Origin of the sequence: Alistipes sp. (genome assembly GCF_048465575.1) — a bacterium.
In the GTDB taxonomy this organism is placed as follows: Bacteria; Bacteroidota; Bacteroidia; order Bacteroidales; family Rikenellaceae; genus Alistipes.
The window spans coordinates 37,851-51,683 of the sequence record NZ_DBFWLG010000026.1 but is presented as its reverse complement, the minus strand read 5'-3'; the positions used below and the strand labels follow the sequence as shown (position 1 = coordinate 51,683).

The window sequence follows — 13,833 nt, the reverse complement described above, 5'->3', positions numbered from 1 at the left end:
CCGACCACTTTCAGCAAGGGATTCACCGTGAACGTTACGCTCTCCGACGGCAGGGTGATGACGCTTCGCGGAGGCGTTGGGCAGACGGCCAGACGGGGCCGGATTCTGGCCATGCCGGCGCTGCAATTCGAAGACGACAGCTTTTCGCCGGTTCTCTATTCGACGGACAATACCTTTTGGCTGCCGTGGAGATACGCCGCCGACGGCACGACGCCCTCTACGCTCTCCTATCCGAATACGGCCGACCGCATGCTCTATTTCAAGAACAATCCGACGGCTAAGACTCCGGGGCTGACGCTCGCCCATTTGCAATCGTTGCACGACACGTTCATGAAGAATGGAAATTCGGGCGACAATTTGTCGGCTACGGCTGTCTCTCCTATCGGATTCGATCTGAGCGCAACGACCTACGAAAGTACGACGCTGCCGCAAAATATTTTTACGCGCTACGGAGAGGCGACCGCCCGATTCAGCACCGATCTAAGGTATGTTTCGCTGCCGCAGAACATCGCCGTCATCCCGTCCAATGCTTTCTACGGCAATCAAGTGATCCGAACGATCGTCCTTCCGGCCTCTGTGCGCGAGATCGGCACGTATGCTTTCGACATGTCGCGTGGTTTTTCGAATACGGCGGACGGCGGTGTTCCAGCGTCGCAGGGAATTTTCTGCTATGCCACGACGCCTCCCACGCTGGGGGCCGGTGTTTTCAGTTACACCAATCCCACGTTCCACGTTCCGGCGGCCAGTCTGGCGGCCTATCAGGAGGTGTGGACCAACAACGTTTCGAGTGCGCAGACCAACCGTGCGACGCTCGTCGGAGACTTGTAAATCGACCGGCCAACAGAGCGGGGCGCAACTTTTTCGCGGGGTTGCGCCCCGTTTCTCTGCCAAAATAACACGCCGCCAGGCCCCTGAGCGGGCGATCTCTGCCAATGTGCTGACAATTTGGCAGGAATAGGCGTTTGGTACAACCTTTGTTCGAACCCGTAGCGTAACGTGTAAAAGACAATTAAACTCATATACGACTTATGGCAAAGATTATTGGTATCGATTTAGGTACGACAAACTCCTGCGTAGCAGTGATGGAGGGTAACGAACCCGTGGTAATTCCCAACAGCGAGGGACACCGCACGACCCCCTCGGTGGTGGCCTTTACGGGCGACGGCGAGCGCAAGGTCGGCGATCCGGCCAAGCGTCAGGCGATCACCAACCCCAAGCGCACGGTCTTCTCGATCAAGCGTTTTATGGGCGAGACCTACGATCAGGTGTCGGCCGACATCGCACGCGCTCCCTATCAGATCGTCCGCGGCGACAACAACACCCCGCGCGTGGACATCGACGGCCGCCAGTACACCCCGCAGGAAATTTCGGCCATCATCTTGCAGAAGATGAAGAAGACGGCCGAGGACTACCTCGGTCAGGAGGTCTCGGAGGCCGTTATCACGGTTCCGGCCTATTTCTCCGACTCGCAGCGCCAGGCCACCAAGGAGGCGGGCGAGATCGCGGGTCTTAAAGTCCGCCGCATCATCAACGAGCCCACGGCCGCTGCCCTGGCCTACGGCATGGACAAGAAGAACAAGGACATGAAGATCGCCGTGTACGACCTGGGCGGCGGTACGTTCGATATTTCGATCCTCGAGCTGGGCGACGGCGTCTTCGAGGTCAAGTCGACCAACGGCGATACGCACCTGGGCGGAGACGATTTCGACCACGTGCTGATCGATTACATGGCCGAGGCGTTCAAGGCCGAGCATGGCATCGACCTGCGTCAGGACCCGATGGCCTTGCAGCGTCTGAAAGAGGCCGCCGAGAAAGCCAAGATCGAGCTTTCGTCGACCACCACCACGGAGATCAACCTCCCCTATATCATGCCCGTCAACGGTATTCCGCAGCACCTCGTAATGTCGCTCACGCGCGCCAAGTTCGAGCAGTTGTGCGACCACCTGATCCGCAAGACCGTCGAGCCGTGCAAGTTGGCACTGCGCGACGCCGGGTTGCAGGCTTCGCAGATCGACGAGGTGATTCTGGTGGGCGGTTCGACCCGTATTCCCGCCATCCAGAAGATCGTCGAGGAGTTCTTCGGCCGCACGCCCAACAAGTCGGTCAACCCCGACGAGGTGGTCGCCATCGGTGCCGCCATTCAGGGCGGTGTACTCACGGGCGAGGTCAAGGACGTGCTGCTGCTGGACGTGACGCCGCTGTCGCTGGGTATCGAGACGCTGGGCGGTGTAATGACCAAACTCATCGACGCCAACACGACCATCCCGACCCGCAAGTCGGAGGTCTTCTCGACGGCGGCCGACAACCAGCCCTCGGTCGAGATCAACGTCGTGCAGGGCGAGCGTCCGCTGGCCCGCGACAACAAGTCGATCGGCCGCTTCCACCTCGACGGCATTCCGGCCGCACCGCGCGGCGTGCCGCAGATCGAGGTGACGTTCGACATCGACGCCAACGGCATCCTCAATGTCTCGGCCAAGGACAAGGGCACGGGCAAGGAGCAGAAGATCCGCATCGAGGCATCGTCGGGCCTTACCGAGCAGGAGATCCAGCGCATGCGCGACGAGGCCAAGGCCAACGAAGCCAAGGACAAGGAGGAAAAGGAGCGCATCGACAAGATCAACGCCGCCGATTCGAACATCTTCGCCACCGAGAAACAGCTCAAGGAGTACGGCGACAAACTCCCGGCCGACAAGAAATCGGCCATCGAGACCGCGCTGGGCAAGCTCAAGGAGGCGCACAAGAACGCCGACGTGCAGGCCATCGACAAGGCCATCGAGGAGTTGAACGCCGCCTGGCAGGCCGCTTCGCAGGACATCTACGCCCAGCAGCAGCAGGCACAGGGTGCACAGCAGGGAGCCGATAGTGGCCAGCAATCGCAGGGCCAAGCCGGCGGTTCGAACGACGGCCAGCCCGAGGACGTGGAGTTCGAGGAGGTAAAATAAATCCCCTTTTAAATTACGTCAGGCGCAGCTCTTTCGGGGGCTGCGCCTTTTTTAATTCAAAATTCACAATTAAGAATTCACCTTTCACCTTTCACTTTTCACCTTTAACCCGCCTGCGGCGGCTTGACTTTGCTCCCGCCCGGCATAGCCTGCAAGCAGCCTCTGCGCTCGCTTACCCGCAAAGTTCACCTTTCACCTTTCACCCGCCTGCGGCGGCTTGACTTTGCTCCCGCTCGGCATAGCCTGCAAGCAGCCTCAGCGCTCGCTTACCCGCAAAGTTCACCTTTCACCTTTCACCCGCCTGCGGCGGCTTGACTTTGCTCCCGCCCGGCATAGCCTGCAAGCAGTCTCTGCACTCGCTCAACCGCAAAGTTCACCTTTCACCTTTCACCTTTCACTTTTCACCTTTGATTGGCGACCCTCGACCGGGATCGGGGACCGAGATTCGGAAGCATAAAGAAGCATAAACAAGTATGAATTCTGAATTTTGAATTGTTTTTCGGGCCGAGGCATCACTTTTCCCGGTTCGCCTTTTTGCTTTTCACTTTATTTTCCTATCTTTGCGTGCTATTGAGCGTAAGGAAGATAATTACAACGAATAATAACAAATTTTTCAACTCAAATGCAAAGTAAAGGCTTTATTAAACTCATTGCCGTGCTCCTGGGGCTGGCGTGCGTTTACCAGCTCTCGTTCACGTTCAAGACGCGCAGCGTAGAGAAGAAAGCGGCCGAGTACGCCGCGCAGTTCCCCCAGGCCGAGCGCGCCGGGGCCGAACAGCACTACCTCGATTCGGTGCAGAACCTGCCGGTCTACAACCTCGGTTTCAAGTCGTTCACCTACAAGGAGTCCAAGGAGAAAGAGCTGAACCTGGGTCTCGACCTCAAGGGCGGCATGAACGTCATGCTCGAGGTGCAGGTCGAGGACGTGGTCAAAGCGCTGGCCGGCGACAGCCAGAACGATCCGGCTTTCGTCGAAGCGATCGCCGAGGCCAACCAGGCGCTCAAGGAGGGAACCTCGAAAGACTATATCGGCGATTTCGTCAAAGCCTACGAACGCCTTACGAACGGCGGTTCGCTGGCCGCGATCTTTGTCAGCCCCGACCGCAAGGACATTACGCTCGAAAGCTCGAACGCCGACGTGGAGCGCATCCTCAAGAAAGAGACCGAAGCCGCCATCGCCGCATCGTTCAATGTCCTGCGCAGCCGCATCGACCATTTCGGCGTGACGCAGCCCAATATCATGCGCCTTCCGAACTCGCACCGCATCCTGGTCGAGCTGCCGGGCGTGAAGGAGCCGCAGCGCGTGCGCGACCTGTTGCAGGGTACCGCCTCGCTGGAGTTCTGGACCACGTACGACGCCCGCGAGGTGCTGCCGTCGCTGGTCTCGGCCGATAAGTTCCTCAAGCAGCAGCTGGGCGAAACCGCTGCCGCTCAGACCGAGACGGCCGAAGCCGAAACCGCGCCCGCGGCCCAGGCTCCCGCAGCCGAGGGCCTGATCGCCGAGATCGGGGCCGATACGACGGCAGCCGTCGGACCGGAACATGGGGGACGCTACGAGCGCGAGCAGAACCCGCTCTTCGCCGTGCTCGATCCGACCTATGCGGGTAATGCCGCCATCGGTGCGGCCTACAAGGCCGATATGGACGCCGTCAACGCCTACCTCTCGGACCCCCGCGTGCGTGAGTTGTTCCCCGCCGACATCGATTTCAAGTGGGGCGTCAAGGGCGACGACAAGATCGAAGGCCGCTACTACCTCTATGCCATCCGCATCACCACCCCCGACGGCAAGGCGCCGCTCGACGGTTCGGTCGTCACCGAGGCTACCGAGCGCTACTCCGAGCGGGGCGCTACGGCGGAGGTCGAGATGGCCATGAACGCCGAGGGTGCCCAGGAGTGGGCGCGTCTGACGGGCGAGAATATCAACAAGTCCATCGCCATCGTCCTCGACGGTTATGTCTATTCGGCACCGGCCGTTCGTACCAAGATCGATAAGGGTGTTTCGCAGATTACGGGCGATTTCACGATTCAGGAGGCCAAGGACCTGGCCAACGTGCTCTCGTCGGGTAAGGTTCCCGCGCCGGCCAAGATCATCCAGGATACGGTCGTGGGTCCTTCGCTGGGGCAGGAGTCGATCAACGCGGGCATGCTCTCGTTCGCCATCGCTTTCATCCTCGTGCTGCTTTACATGGGGCTGTTCTACAAGACCGCAGGCTGGATGTCCGACATTGCGCTTTTGACAAACGTCTTCCTCCTGATGGGTGTGCTCGTCTCGTTCGGCGCCGTGCTGACCCTGCCCGGTATCGCGGGTATCGTGCTGACGATGGGTATGGCCGTCGACGCCAACGTCATCATCTACGAGCGTATCAAGGAGGAGCTTCGCGGCGGCAAGGGCCTCTCGCTGGCCATCAAGGACGGCTTCTCGAAAGCCTACTCGGCCATCATCGACGGCAACCTCACCACGATCATCACCGGTATCGTCCTCTTCATCTTCGGCAACGGTCCCGTGCAGGGCTTCGCCACCACGCTCATCATCGGTATCCTCACGTCGTTCTTCTGCGCCATCTTCATCACGCGCCTGTTGATCGAGTGGATCGTGGGCAAGTGGGGCACCATTTCGTTCTCGCGCAAGTGGTCGGAGAATTTCCTCAACAACACCCGCTACGACTTTATCAGCGTGCGCAAGATCAGCTACGGCATCGCCGTGGCGGTGATCGTCATCTCGTGCATCTCGTTCTTCGCCCGCGGGCTGAACCTGGGAGCCGAGTTCACCGGAGGCCGCGCCTACGTCGTGCGCTTCGACAAGCCCGTATCGGCCGAGGACGTGCGCCAGAACCTCACGGAGGCATTCGCCCGCGAGGCCGACGCCGACGCCTCGTCGGTGAGCTTCGAGGTCAAGCAGTACGGCAACGAGAACCAGATGCGCATCGTGACGCAGTACCGCTACGACGACACGTCGGACGAGGCGACGGACGAGGTCGAGCAGATCATCTACGACGCCATGCGTCCGCTCTACTCCTACGACATCACGTTCGAGAATTTCCGTAACACCCAGACCGACGAGAACGGTATTCTGACGGCCGACAAGATCGGTCCCTCGATCGCCAAGGACATGACCTGGAACGCCATCTACTCGGTGCTGTTCTCGCTGATCGCCATCGGCCTCTACATCACGTTCCGCTTCAAGCGCTGGCAGTGGGCCACGGGCGCCACGGCTGCCCTGGCGTTCAATGCCCTCTTGATTATCGGTATCTTCTCCCTGTTCTACGGCTTCCTGCCTTTCAACCTGGAGGTGAACCAGGCTTTCATCGCCGCGATCCTGACCATTATCGGCTACGCCATCAACGACACGGTGGTGGTCTTCGACCGCATCCGCGAGTTCCTGGGGCTCTATCCCAAGCGCAACCTCAAGGAGAACGTCAACAACGCCATCAACTCGACGCTGTCGCGTACGATCAACACCTCGGGCACGACGCTCGTCACGCTGCTGGCGATCTTCTTCTTCGGCGGCGAGACCATCCGCGGCTTCATCTTCGGCCTGATCATCGGCGTGATCGTGGGTACCGCCGCGACGATCTTCATCGCCACGCCGATCGCTTACGATCTGATGACCAAGCGCGCCAAGCTGGACAAGGAGTAACACACCTCTCATAATACGGAGCAAAACGGACTGCACTTTTTCGTGCAGTCCGTTTTATTTTTTATCTTTGTGCGGACTAACGTGTGCGCGGACCCCGAGACCTGCCGACGCACGCTCTGACAGATCGACTATTATGGAGAATTTTCTCAAATGGATGCACCGCTACGTCTCGCCCGTCTTTCTGGCGCTGCTGGTCGCGTCGTTCATCCTCTGGTATATCGCCAAGCTGAGCTATACCTACACCACCGAGCAGAACGTCAAGGTCAATGTCGACGGCCAGCCGTTCGAGGTCACGTGCGTGGTCGAGGGGGTAGGCACCAACCTGTTCGGCTACCGGGTCTACATGAACAAGACCCTGCGCATCCCGTTGTCGGAACTCAAATACAAGCGTTCGCACGAAGAGGGGCACGAGGGGAAACTCATCATCGACCCGCAGTCGCTCCAGAGCGCCATCTCGGTGCGTATCAGCGACATCAAGATCATCTCGATCGGCGCCGTGCCCGAGATCGACAACCCCTCGAAGCCATGATGAAAGTCGGCATCACGGGAGGCATCGGCAGCGGCAAAAGCACCGTCTGCCGCCTTTTCGCCCGCTTGGGGACCGCGGTCTACGACTCGGACGCCGAGGCCAAACGGCTGATGGGCGGCGAGCTGCGCGAAGCCGTTGCGGCGCGTTTCGGCTCCGCCGTCTACCGCGACGGGGTGCTGGACCGGGCTGCGCTGGCGGGCATCGTCTTCAGCGATCCGCAGGCGCTGGCCGATCTGAACGCCCTCGTCCATCCGGCCGTGCTGCGCGATTTCGAAGCATGGGCCGCGCGGCAGTCGGGCGATTACGTCGTGCTGGAGAGCGCCATTCTGTTCGAAGCCGGGCTGGAGGGTGCGGTCGACAGGACGGTTGCGGTCCTGGCGCCGGCCGCGTTGCGCGCCGAGCGGGCTGCCCGGCGCGACAAGTGCGACCCGGCGGATGTGCGCCGCCGCATGGCCGCGCAGCTGGACGACGACACGCTCGCCGCCCGCGCCGACTATTCGATCGTCAATATTCTCGAACAGGACCTGGAGCCCGCCGTGGCCGAACTGGACCGCATCTTCCGCCGCGAGGCCCCGCATTATGCAGATTGATTTCACACGGCCGCAGGTGATGGCGATCCTGAACGTTACGCCCGACTCGTTCCATGCCGCGAGCCGTACGCCTGATGCCGATGCCGTCGAGCGGCGCGTGCGCGAAGCCGTGGAGGCGGGTGCCGCGATCATCGATGTGGGGGGCTACTCCTCGCGTCCGGGCGCCGACGAGGTGCCCGAAGACGAGGAGTGGCGGCGCGTCGCGCTGGGCGTGGCGACGGTGCGTCGCCTGGCGCCCGCAATGGCGGTCTCGGTCGACACGTTCCGCAGCCGGATCGCCGCGCGGGCCGTCGAGGAGTTCGGGCCCTTGATCGTCAACGACATTTCGGCGGGAAAACTCGACGAGCAGATGGCCGCAACGGTGGCCCGGCTCGGGGTTCCCTATGTGGCCATGCACATGCAGGGCGACCCGCAGACCATGCAGTCGCTCACGGCCTACCGCCGCGACATCGTGTCGGAGGTGGTCGACTATTTCCGCGAGCGGACGGCGCAGTTGCTCGCGGCCGGAATCCGGCGCGAAAACCTGGTGCTCGATCCCGGCTTCGGCTTCTCGAAGACCACGGAGCATAACTACGAACTGCTCGCCGGTCTGCACCGCCTGGTGGCACTGGGCTGGCCGGTGCTGGCGGGGGTATCACGCAAATCGATGATCTACAAAGTACTCGACGTGTCGCCCGCGGAGTCGCTGGCGGGCACCGTGGCCCTGGGTTGGGAGTGTCTGCGGCAGGGCGCTACGATCCTGCGCGTACACGACGTGCGCGAAGCGGCCGACACGGTGCGCATTTACCGTAAATTCATACAAAACGAAAAATAGAGAGATGGCAAACGAAGAAAAGGATAACGCCGCGCAGACTCCCAGGGAGACGCCGGCGGAGAACTCAGCCGGGAAAAGCCCGGAGAGCGGAAAAAGAGCGGATGGCGCTTCGCAGCGAGCCCGCCGCTCCCGCAACCGGCGCCCGAAGCCGGCGCAGGGTGAAAGTGCACAGGCGGGAACGGCAGCCGAACAGGCGCCCCGGCCCGCGCAGCGCGGCGCGCATGCGCAAGGGAGCGATTCCCCGGGTGCCGCTTCGGCCGACACCGCACGCAAGCAAAGGCCGGGCCGCACCGGACGGACGAACCAAAACGACCGGACGGCGAACGACCGCAGGAGCGATTCCGCACGCCGTGCGGAGCGCGGTGCCCGTCCGGCGGACAAGGGCCGGGCAGCAACGGCGCGCCCGACCTCCCCGGCGGCAGGCCGGACCGGCGGGGGGCGGAGTTGGGCGGACTACCTCGTGCAGCTCGCAATAGTCATCCTCGGCGTGGCGATTACGCTCCTCGGTTCGGGGCTGATCGAACACTACAAACAGAAGCGGCAGGAGCGGGAGGTGATGCGGCTGGTGGTCGAGGAGCTCCGGGAGAACCGCCGCCAGGTGGAGCACTGCACGGAAAAACTGATCTGCGAGCGCCGCGGGCTGGAGATGCTCGGCCGCTACGGTTATGCGGCCGAGGCCATCCCCGGGGATTCGCTCGCGTACTGCAATGCGATGTGGTCCATGCGGGAGATGGCCCTGCTGACCGATGCCGTCGAGGTGCTCAAGGGCTCCGATTTCTTCTCGTCGACCGGGGATCGGGATCTGGTCATGCGGATTCTGGGTTGCTACGAAGGGCTAAACCGCTTCGCTGCGAATGTCGCGCAGTACAACGCGTTCAAGTTCGATGCACTCAAACACTACTACGCCTCCGGAAAAGAGCGGGTAGCTCCTGTCGACGACCCCGCGGGGGCCTGGAAAGCGATCCTCCAGGATGCGATGTGCCGGAGTTTCGTCCGCAATGCGGCAACCTTTTTCGGCTACGACGACTACCTCGAAAGCGACATAGCCGGAATCGAGCGGACCGTCGGTGCGATTCGGGAAAAATACGGCTTCGAATGATACGGGTGACGGACATTCGCAAACGCTTCGGCGACGTGGAGGTACTCCGGGGCGTCTCGCTGGAGGTCGCCGCGGGCGAGGCGGTCGCCATCGTGGGCGCCAGCGGCGCAGGAAAGACCACGCTGCTGCAAATCATGGGTACGCTTTCGCGGCCCGACGGCGGACGGGTCGAGATCGACGGCACCGACGTCTCGGCCCTTGGCGACAGGGCGTTGTCCCGGTTCCGCAACGAACGCATCGGTTTCGTCTTCCAGTTCCATCACCTGCTGCCCGAGTTCTCGGCCCTGGAGAACGTCTGCATCCCGGGGCTTATCGGCCGCCGTCCGCGCCGCGAGGTCGAACGCCGGGCCGCGGAGTTGCTCGACATGATGGACCTCACGGCACGGCGCGACCACAAGCCCTCGCAGCTCTCGGGCGGCGAGCAGCAGCGCGTGGCCATTGCCCGCGCGCTCATCAACTCGCCCGCCGTGCTGCTGGCCGACGAACCCTCGGGCAACCTCGATTCGCACAACCGGGCCGAGATCCACCGCCTCTTTTTCGAGCTGCGCGACCGCCTGGGCCAGACCGTCGTTATCGTGACACACGACGAGTCGCTGGCCGCAACGGCCGACCGGAAGATCACCATGCAGGATGGAACGATCCTTTGATCCCCGGCTCGGGGAGTTGCTCGAGCGGCTCCACGACCGCTACAACCGCCCCGAATTCATCCCCGAGGACCCCATTTCGGTGCCGCACCGCTACACGGGGCGCGCCGACCGCGAGGTCGCGGGCTTCTTCGCCGCGACGATCGCCTGGGGCAACCGCAAGGCGATCGTCCGCAGCGGCCACCGCCTGATGCGCCTGATGGACGACGCGCCGGCCGATTTCGTGCGCAACGCCTCGGAGAGGGAACTGGCGCAGCTCGCATCGTTCGTCCACCGGACGTTCAACGGCGGCGACTTGCGCGATTTCGTGCTGGCGCTGCGCCGGATGATGGCGCTTTACGGAGGTATCGGGGCTTTCTTCGAAAGCCGCTTCGAGGCTGCGGGCAGCCTGCCAGAGACGCTGGCCGCATTCCGCCGCGAGTTTTTCGGCTCGCCGCACGCCCCGCGTTGCGAGAAGCACCTCTCGTCTGTTGAAAAGGGCGCGGCCTGCAAGCGGCTCTGCATGTACCTGCGGTGGATGGTGCGCCGCGACGAGCGGGGCGTCGATTTCGGCGAGTGGACCCGTATTCCCATGTCGGCTCTCCGCCTGCCGCTGGACGTCCATGCGGGAGAGACGGGCCGCGCGTTGGGGTTGCTTGCGCGGCGCACGAACGACTGGAGGGCCGTGGAGGAGATCACCGCGGCGCTGCGTGAGTTCGATCCCCGCGACCCCGTGCGCTTCGATTTTGCGCTGTTCGGGGCGGGCATGGACGGTTACCGGGGGTAACCGTAATTAAAAAATTAAAAATTAAAAATTAAGAATTAAGGTTCGTGTTCCGGTTCAAGCAATTCACGGTTTGTCAGGACCGTTGCGCGATGAAAGTCGGAACCGACGGGGTGCTCGTCGGGGCCTGGGCCGGGGTGCGTCCCTCGGACCGGCGCATCCTCGACGTGGGTACCGGCACCGGGGTGATCGCCCTGATGCTGGCCCAGCGTGCTCCGGCGGCCGAGGTAACGGGCGTCGACGTGGACGACCTAAGCCAGGCGCGCGAGAACGCCGCAGCTTCGCCCTGGAGCGATCGCATTCGATTCGTACAGTGTCCTGCGCAGGAGTTCGACCCCGGGACGCCATTCGATCTGATCGTTTCGAACCCGCCATTCTTCGTCGATTCGCTCCTTTGTCCCGATCCGGTCCGCGCGGCCGCGCGCCACGCCGTGCTGCTCCCTTTCGGGGAGCTGTGCGCGGCCGTCGAGCGACTGCTGGCTCCGGGCGGCCGCTTCGCCGTCGTGCTCCCCGCGACCGAGGCCGGACGGTTCGCCGACGCCTGCCGGAGCCGCCTCTCCGTCAGCCGCCGCACCGACGTACGGACCACGCCCGGGCGCGCTCCCAAGCGGGTGCTCCTCGAACTGATGCGACCCGACGAAGCCCCTGCTGCGACCCTGCAAGATGAACTGGTCGTCAGTACGGGGCGGCACGAAGAGTATACCCCCGCCTACCGGGCGCTGACCCGCGATTTTTACCTGAAATTTTGATAGCACCGCAAAATAAGCTACATTTGTGAAGCACGAACCAATAATTTGCAGACCATGAAACGTATCCTTACGACCCTCGCGCAGGCGCTGTGCGGCGCGGCGGTACTGGCTCAGAATCCCTATATCGCCGTCGTGGGCGCCGTCGAGAGCGCCGACGGTGTCACCGTCAGCCAGCCCCGAACCGTGCTCGGTGTCGACGTGACGGTCGAGCGCGATGTGACCCTCAGCGGTCCCTATGCCCGGTACGCCCAGAAATTCCTCGGCGTGCGCGCTCCCCTGACGGACAAGACCACGTGGACGATCCGCGACGCCCGGATCTCCCTGCTGGACAGCGAGTCCTACCTCGACGCCGCTCCGGCGGCCGAAGCATCGCGCCGCGTCATCTCGCACGCCACCGCCGAGGACGAATTCGCGCGCCTGCAACCCGACAAGACCGACATGACGGCGCCCGCGCTGGAGGACGCCGCCCGCGCAGCGGCCAATACGATCTTCTCGCTGCGCCGCCACCGCCTGGAGCTCATCACGGGCGAAGCCGGCGAAAACGTCTTCGGCGAGGGGCTGAACGCCGCACTCGCGGAAATCGCCCGCCTGGAGCAGAGCTACCTCGAATTATTCCTGGGAAAACGGGTCGTTTCGACCGAGACGCGGCGCTACGCCGTCTACCCGCAGGCGGATAAAAAGCAGTACATCGTCTGCCGCTTCAGCCCGGCCGTGGGGCTGCTGCCCGAGAACGACCTCTCGGGCGACATGGTGCTCCTGCAAATCGAGCCCTCGGGCGCGACTGCCACGGCGGGTCTCGAAGCCGGTCCCAAGGAGCCGGCCGTGGTGCAGTGCCGCGTGGCCGACCCGGCGGTCTGCACGGTCATCGCCGGCGGGCGCGAATACGCCCGCGCGGTGCTTCCTATTTTCGAGTTCGGCCGCACGATCGATGTGGCGCTGCCGCGTCGCAAATAGTAGCCGCCGATGGACCACACCTCCCGGATGGTCGAGCTGCTCGGCCGGATGCGCCGCGAGCGAAACGGCGCCGTGGCCGATGCGATGCGGGTCTGCGGCAAGCCCTACGGACTGAACTACGGGGTGAGTCTGCCCACGCTGCGGCGCCTGGCACGCGCCGAGGGGGAGGACCATGCGTTCGCCCGATTCCTTTACGAGCAGGATGTGCGCGAGCTGCGCCTGGCGGCGCTGCACGTGGCGGAACCCGCGTGTGTCGAGGCCGCGGAGTTCGATTTCTGGGCCGCGGGGATCGTCAACTCGGAGGTGGCCGAAGAGGCCGCTTTTGCACTCCTCGGCCGCTCGGAATCCCTCGCGGAACTCTTTCCGCGCTGGTTGGCGCACCCTGCGCCGCTGCTGCAATATGCCGCCCTGATGGCCGGGGCCCGCGCTGCGCGCTGCCCGGCCGCATGGATCGCTCCGACTGTCGAGGCCGTTCGCCGCAATGCCGTCGACCCGTCGCTGCCCGCCTGGGCCGCCCGCCTTACGGCGCAGGGCGCCGTCGCGCTGCTGGCGGCCTGCGGGGCGCAAAACGAAGAGAACCGGCAGGCGGTAATCCGCGCAGCCGGCTCTCTGGGAAAGCTCCCTGCCGAAGACTACGTCCACGAGGAGCTCGCCTGGCGTCTGGAGGCGTGAGGGTCCGATGCCCGATAGGGGCCTGTCGGATTGCGAGACCCGTGAAACCCACGCCCCGAGGATCCTATCCCCATCATGCCGTGGGTTCCGCCTCCCTTAATTCTGTCCCACTTTTTCGCGTTTTTCCAACTCGTTGAGCACCCGGACCAGGTGGTCGTAACCCACCCGGCCGCTTTCGCGCCAGAGTATTTCGCCCCGGCGGAAGAAGATGAGCGTCGGCACGGACTGGATGTTGTAGCGGCGGATGATCTCGACCATGTCGCGGTCGTCGATATCCACCTTGTAAACATCCACGCGGCCGTTCATCTGTTCCTGAAATTTGTCGATTACGGGGTGCATCATCTGGCACGGCCCGCACCAGGTGGCGAAGAAATCCACGAACGTCAGCGCATCGCGCCAGATAATTTTATCGAAATCCTGCATGGTCGGTATGGTTTTAA

Annotated in this window: 13 protein-coding genes; 12 read left to right on the top strand and 1 reads right to left on the bottom strand. The window is 63.0% G+C overall.

Annotated features, from left to right (window positions below; translation table 11 throughout):
* The 12 genes from ACMQ11_RS07870 to ACMQ11_RS07815 all read left to right on the top strand — a co-directional run.
* Window positions 1–828, top strand: an 828-nt coding sequence (locus tag ACMQ11_RS07870; protein WP_418992214.1) for a leucine-rich repeat protein, incomplete at its 5' end; no start/stop codon positions are given.
* A 200-nt stretch (window positions 829–1,028) separates the two neighbouring features.
* Window positions 1,029–2,942 (top strand): molecular chaperone DnaK, encoded by a 1,914-nt coding sequence (dnaK, locus tag ACMQ11_RS07865; protein ID WP_418992213.1) that lies wholly within the window; start codon window positions 1,029–1,031, stop codon window positions 2,940–2,942.
* A 622-nt stretch (window positions 2,943–3,564) separates the two neighbouring features.
* On the top strand, window positions 3,565–6,579 hold the full coding sequence (secDF, locus tag ACMQ11_RS07860) for a protein translocase subunit SecDF (RefSeq protein ID WP_418992212.1): 3,015 nt from the start codon (window positions 3,565–3,567) through the stop codon (window positions 6,577–6,579).
* 133 nt (window positions 6,580–6,712) lie between these two features.
* Entirely contained in the window at window positions 6,713–7,108 is a 396-nt protein-coding gene (locus tag ACMQ11_RS07855; protein ID WP_418992211.1) for a hypothetical protein, read from the top strand.
* Complete coding sequence (gene coaE / locus ACMQ11_RS07850) at window positions 7,108–7,698, top strand: dephospho-CoA kinase (RefSeq protein WP_418992216.1); 591 nt, start codon at window positions 7,108–7,110, stop codon at window positions 7,696–7,698. Before ACMQ11_RS07855 ends, coaE begins: the two co-directional genes overlap by 1 nt.
* Window positions 7,699–7,717: 19 nt before the next feature.
* Window positions 7,718–8,512, top strand: coding sequence for a dihydropteroate synthase (gene folP / locus ACMQ11_RS07845; protein WP_418992215.1), 795 nt, complete (start codon window positions 7,718–7,720; stop codon window positions 8,510–8,512).
* Between the two features lie 4 nt (window positions 8,513–8,516).
* Window positions 8,517–9,611 (top strand): hypothetical protein, encoded by a 1,095-nt coding sequence (locus ACMQ11_RS07840; protein WP_418992210.1) that lies wholly within the window; start codon window positions 8,517–8,519, stop codon window positions 9,609–9,611.
* The gene (locus ACMQ11_RS07835; RefSeq protein ID WP_418992209.1) at window positions 9,608–10,258 is read left to right on the top strand and encodes an ABC transporter ATP-binding protein; all 651 of its coding nucleotides are present in this window, start codon (window positions 9,608–9,610) and stop codon (window positions 10,256–10,258) included. Before ACMQ11_RS07840 ends, ACMQ11_RS07835 begins: the two co-directional genes overlap by 4 nt.
* Window positions 10,242–11,021, top strand: coding sequence for a TIGR02757 family protein (locus tag ACMQ11_RS07830; protein ID WP_418992208.1), 780 nt, complete (start codon window positions 10,242–10,244; stop codon window positions 11,019–11,021). The genes ACMQ11_RS07835 and ACMQ11_RS07830 overlap by 17 nt, the downstream gene beginning before the upstream one ends.
* Before the next feature lie 89 nt (window positions 11,022–11,110).
* The gene (locus ACMQ11_RS07825) at window positions 11,111–11,767 is read left to right on the top strand and encodes a tRNA1(Val) (adenine(37)-N6)-methyltransferase (RefSeq protein ID WP_418992207.1); all 657 of its coding nucleotides are present in this window, start codon (window positions 11,111–11,113) and stop codon (window positions 11,765–11,767) included.
* 54 nt (window positions 11,768–11,821) lie between these two features.
* The gene (locus ACMQ11_RS07820) at window positions 11,822–12,721 is read left to right on the top strand and encodes a DUF4831 family protein (RefSeq protein ID WP_418992206.1); all 900 of its coding nucleotides are present in this window, start codon (window positions 11,822–11,824) and stop codon (window positions 12,719–12,721) included.
* A 9-nt stretch (window positions 12,722–12,730) separates the two neighbouring features.
* Window positions 12,731–13,393 (top strand): DNA alkylation repair protein, encoded by a 663-nt coding sequence (locus tag ACMQ11_RS07815; RefSeq protein ID WP_418992205.1) that lies wholly within the window; start codon window positions 12,731–12,733, stop codon window positions 13,391–13,393.
* Window positions 13,394–13,489: 96 nt separating this feature from the next.
* Here the strand turns inward: ACMQ11_RS07815 and ACMQ11_RS07810 are convergent, their stop codons facing one another.
* The gene (locus tag ACMQ11_RS07810; RefSeq protein WP_418992204.1) at window positions 13,490–13,816 is read right to left on the bottom strand and encodes a thioredoxin family protein; all 327 of its coding nucleotides are present in this window, start codon (window positions 13,814–13,816) and stop codon (window positions 13,490–13,492) included.
* Between the last annotated feature and the right edge of the window lie 17 nt (window positions 13,817–13,833).

Excerpts from the sequence above, each read along its gene's own strand:
- ACMQ11_RS07825 (WP_418992207.1), top strand. The coding sequence starts at position 11,111 with ATGAAAGTCGGAACCGACGGGGTGCTCGTCGGGGCCTGGGCCGGGGTG.
- ACMQ11_RS07810 (WP_418992204.1), bottom strand. The coding sequence starts at position 13,816 with ATGCAGGATTTCGATAAAATTATCTGGCGCGATGCGCTGACGTTCGTG.
- coaE (WP_418992216.1), top strand. The coding sequence starts at position 7,108 with ATGAAAGTCGGCATCACGGGAGGCATCGGCAGCGGCAAAAGCACCGTC.
- secDF (WP_418992212.1), top strand. The coding sequence starts at position 3,565 with ATGCAAAGTAAAGGCTTTATTAAACTCATTGCCGTGCTCCTGGGGCTG.
- dnaK (WP_418992213.1), top strand. The coding sequence starts at position 1,029 with ATGGCAAAGATTATTGGTATCGATTTAGGTACGACAAACTCCTGCGTA.
- ACMQ11_RS07815 (WP_418992205.1), top strand. The coding sequence starts at position 12,731 with ATGGACCACACCTCCCGGATGGTCGAGCTGCTCGGCCGGATGCGCCGC.
- ACMQ11_RS07820 (WP_418992206.1), top strand. The coding sequence starts at position 11,822 with ATGAAACGTATCCTTACGACCCTCGCGCAGGCGCTGTGCGGCGCGGCG.
- ACMQ11_RS07830 (WP_418992208.1), top strand. The coding sequence starts at position 10,242 with ATGGAACGATCCTTTGATCCCCGGCTCGGGGAGTTGCTCGAGCGGCTC.
- ACMQ11_RS07855 (WP_418992211.1), top strand. The coding sequence starts at position 6,713 with ATGGAGAATTTTCTCAAATGGATGCACCGCTACGTCTCGCCCGTCTTT.
- ACMQ11_RS07835 (WP_418992209.1), top strand. The coding sequence starts at position 9,608 with ATGATACGGGTGACGGACATTCGCAAACGCTTCGGCGACGTGGAGGTA.
- folP (WP_418992215.1), top strand. The coding sequence starts at position 7,718 with ATGGCGATCCTGAACGTTACGCCCGACTCGTTCCATGCCGCGAGCCGT.
- ACMQ11_RS07840 (WP_418992210.1), top strand. The coding sequence starts at position 8,517 with ATGGCAAACGAAGAAAAGGATAACGCCGCGCAGACTCCCAGGGAGACG.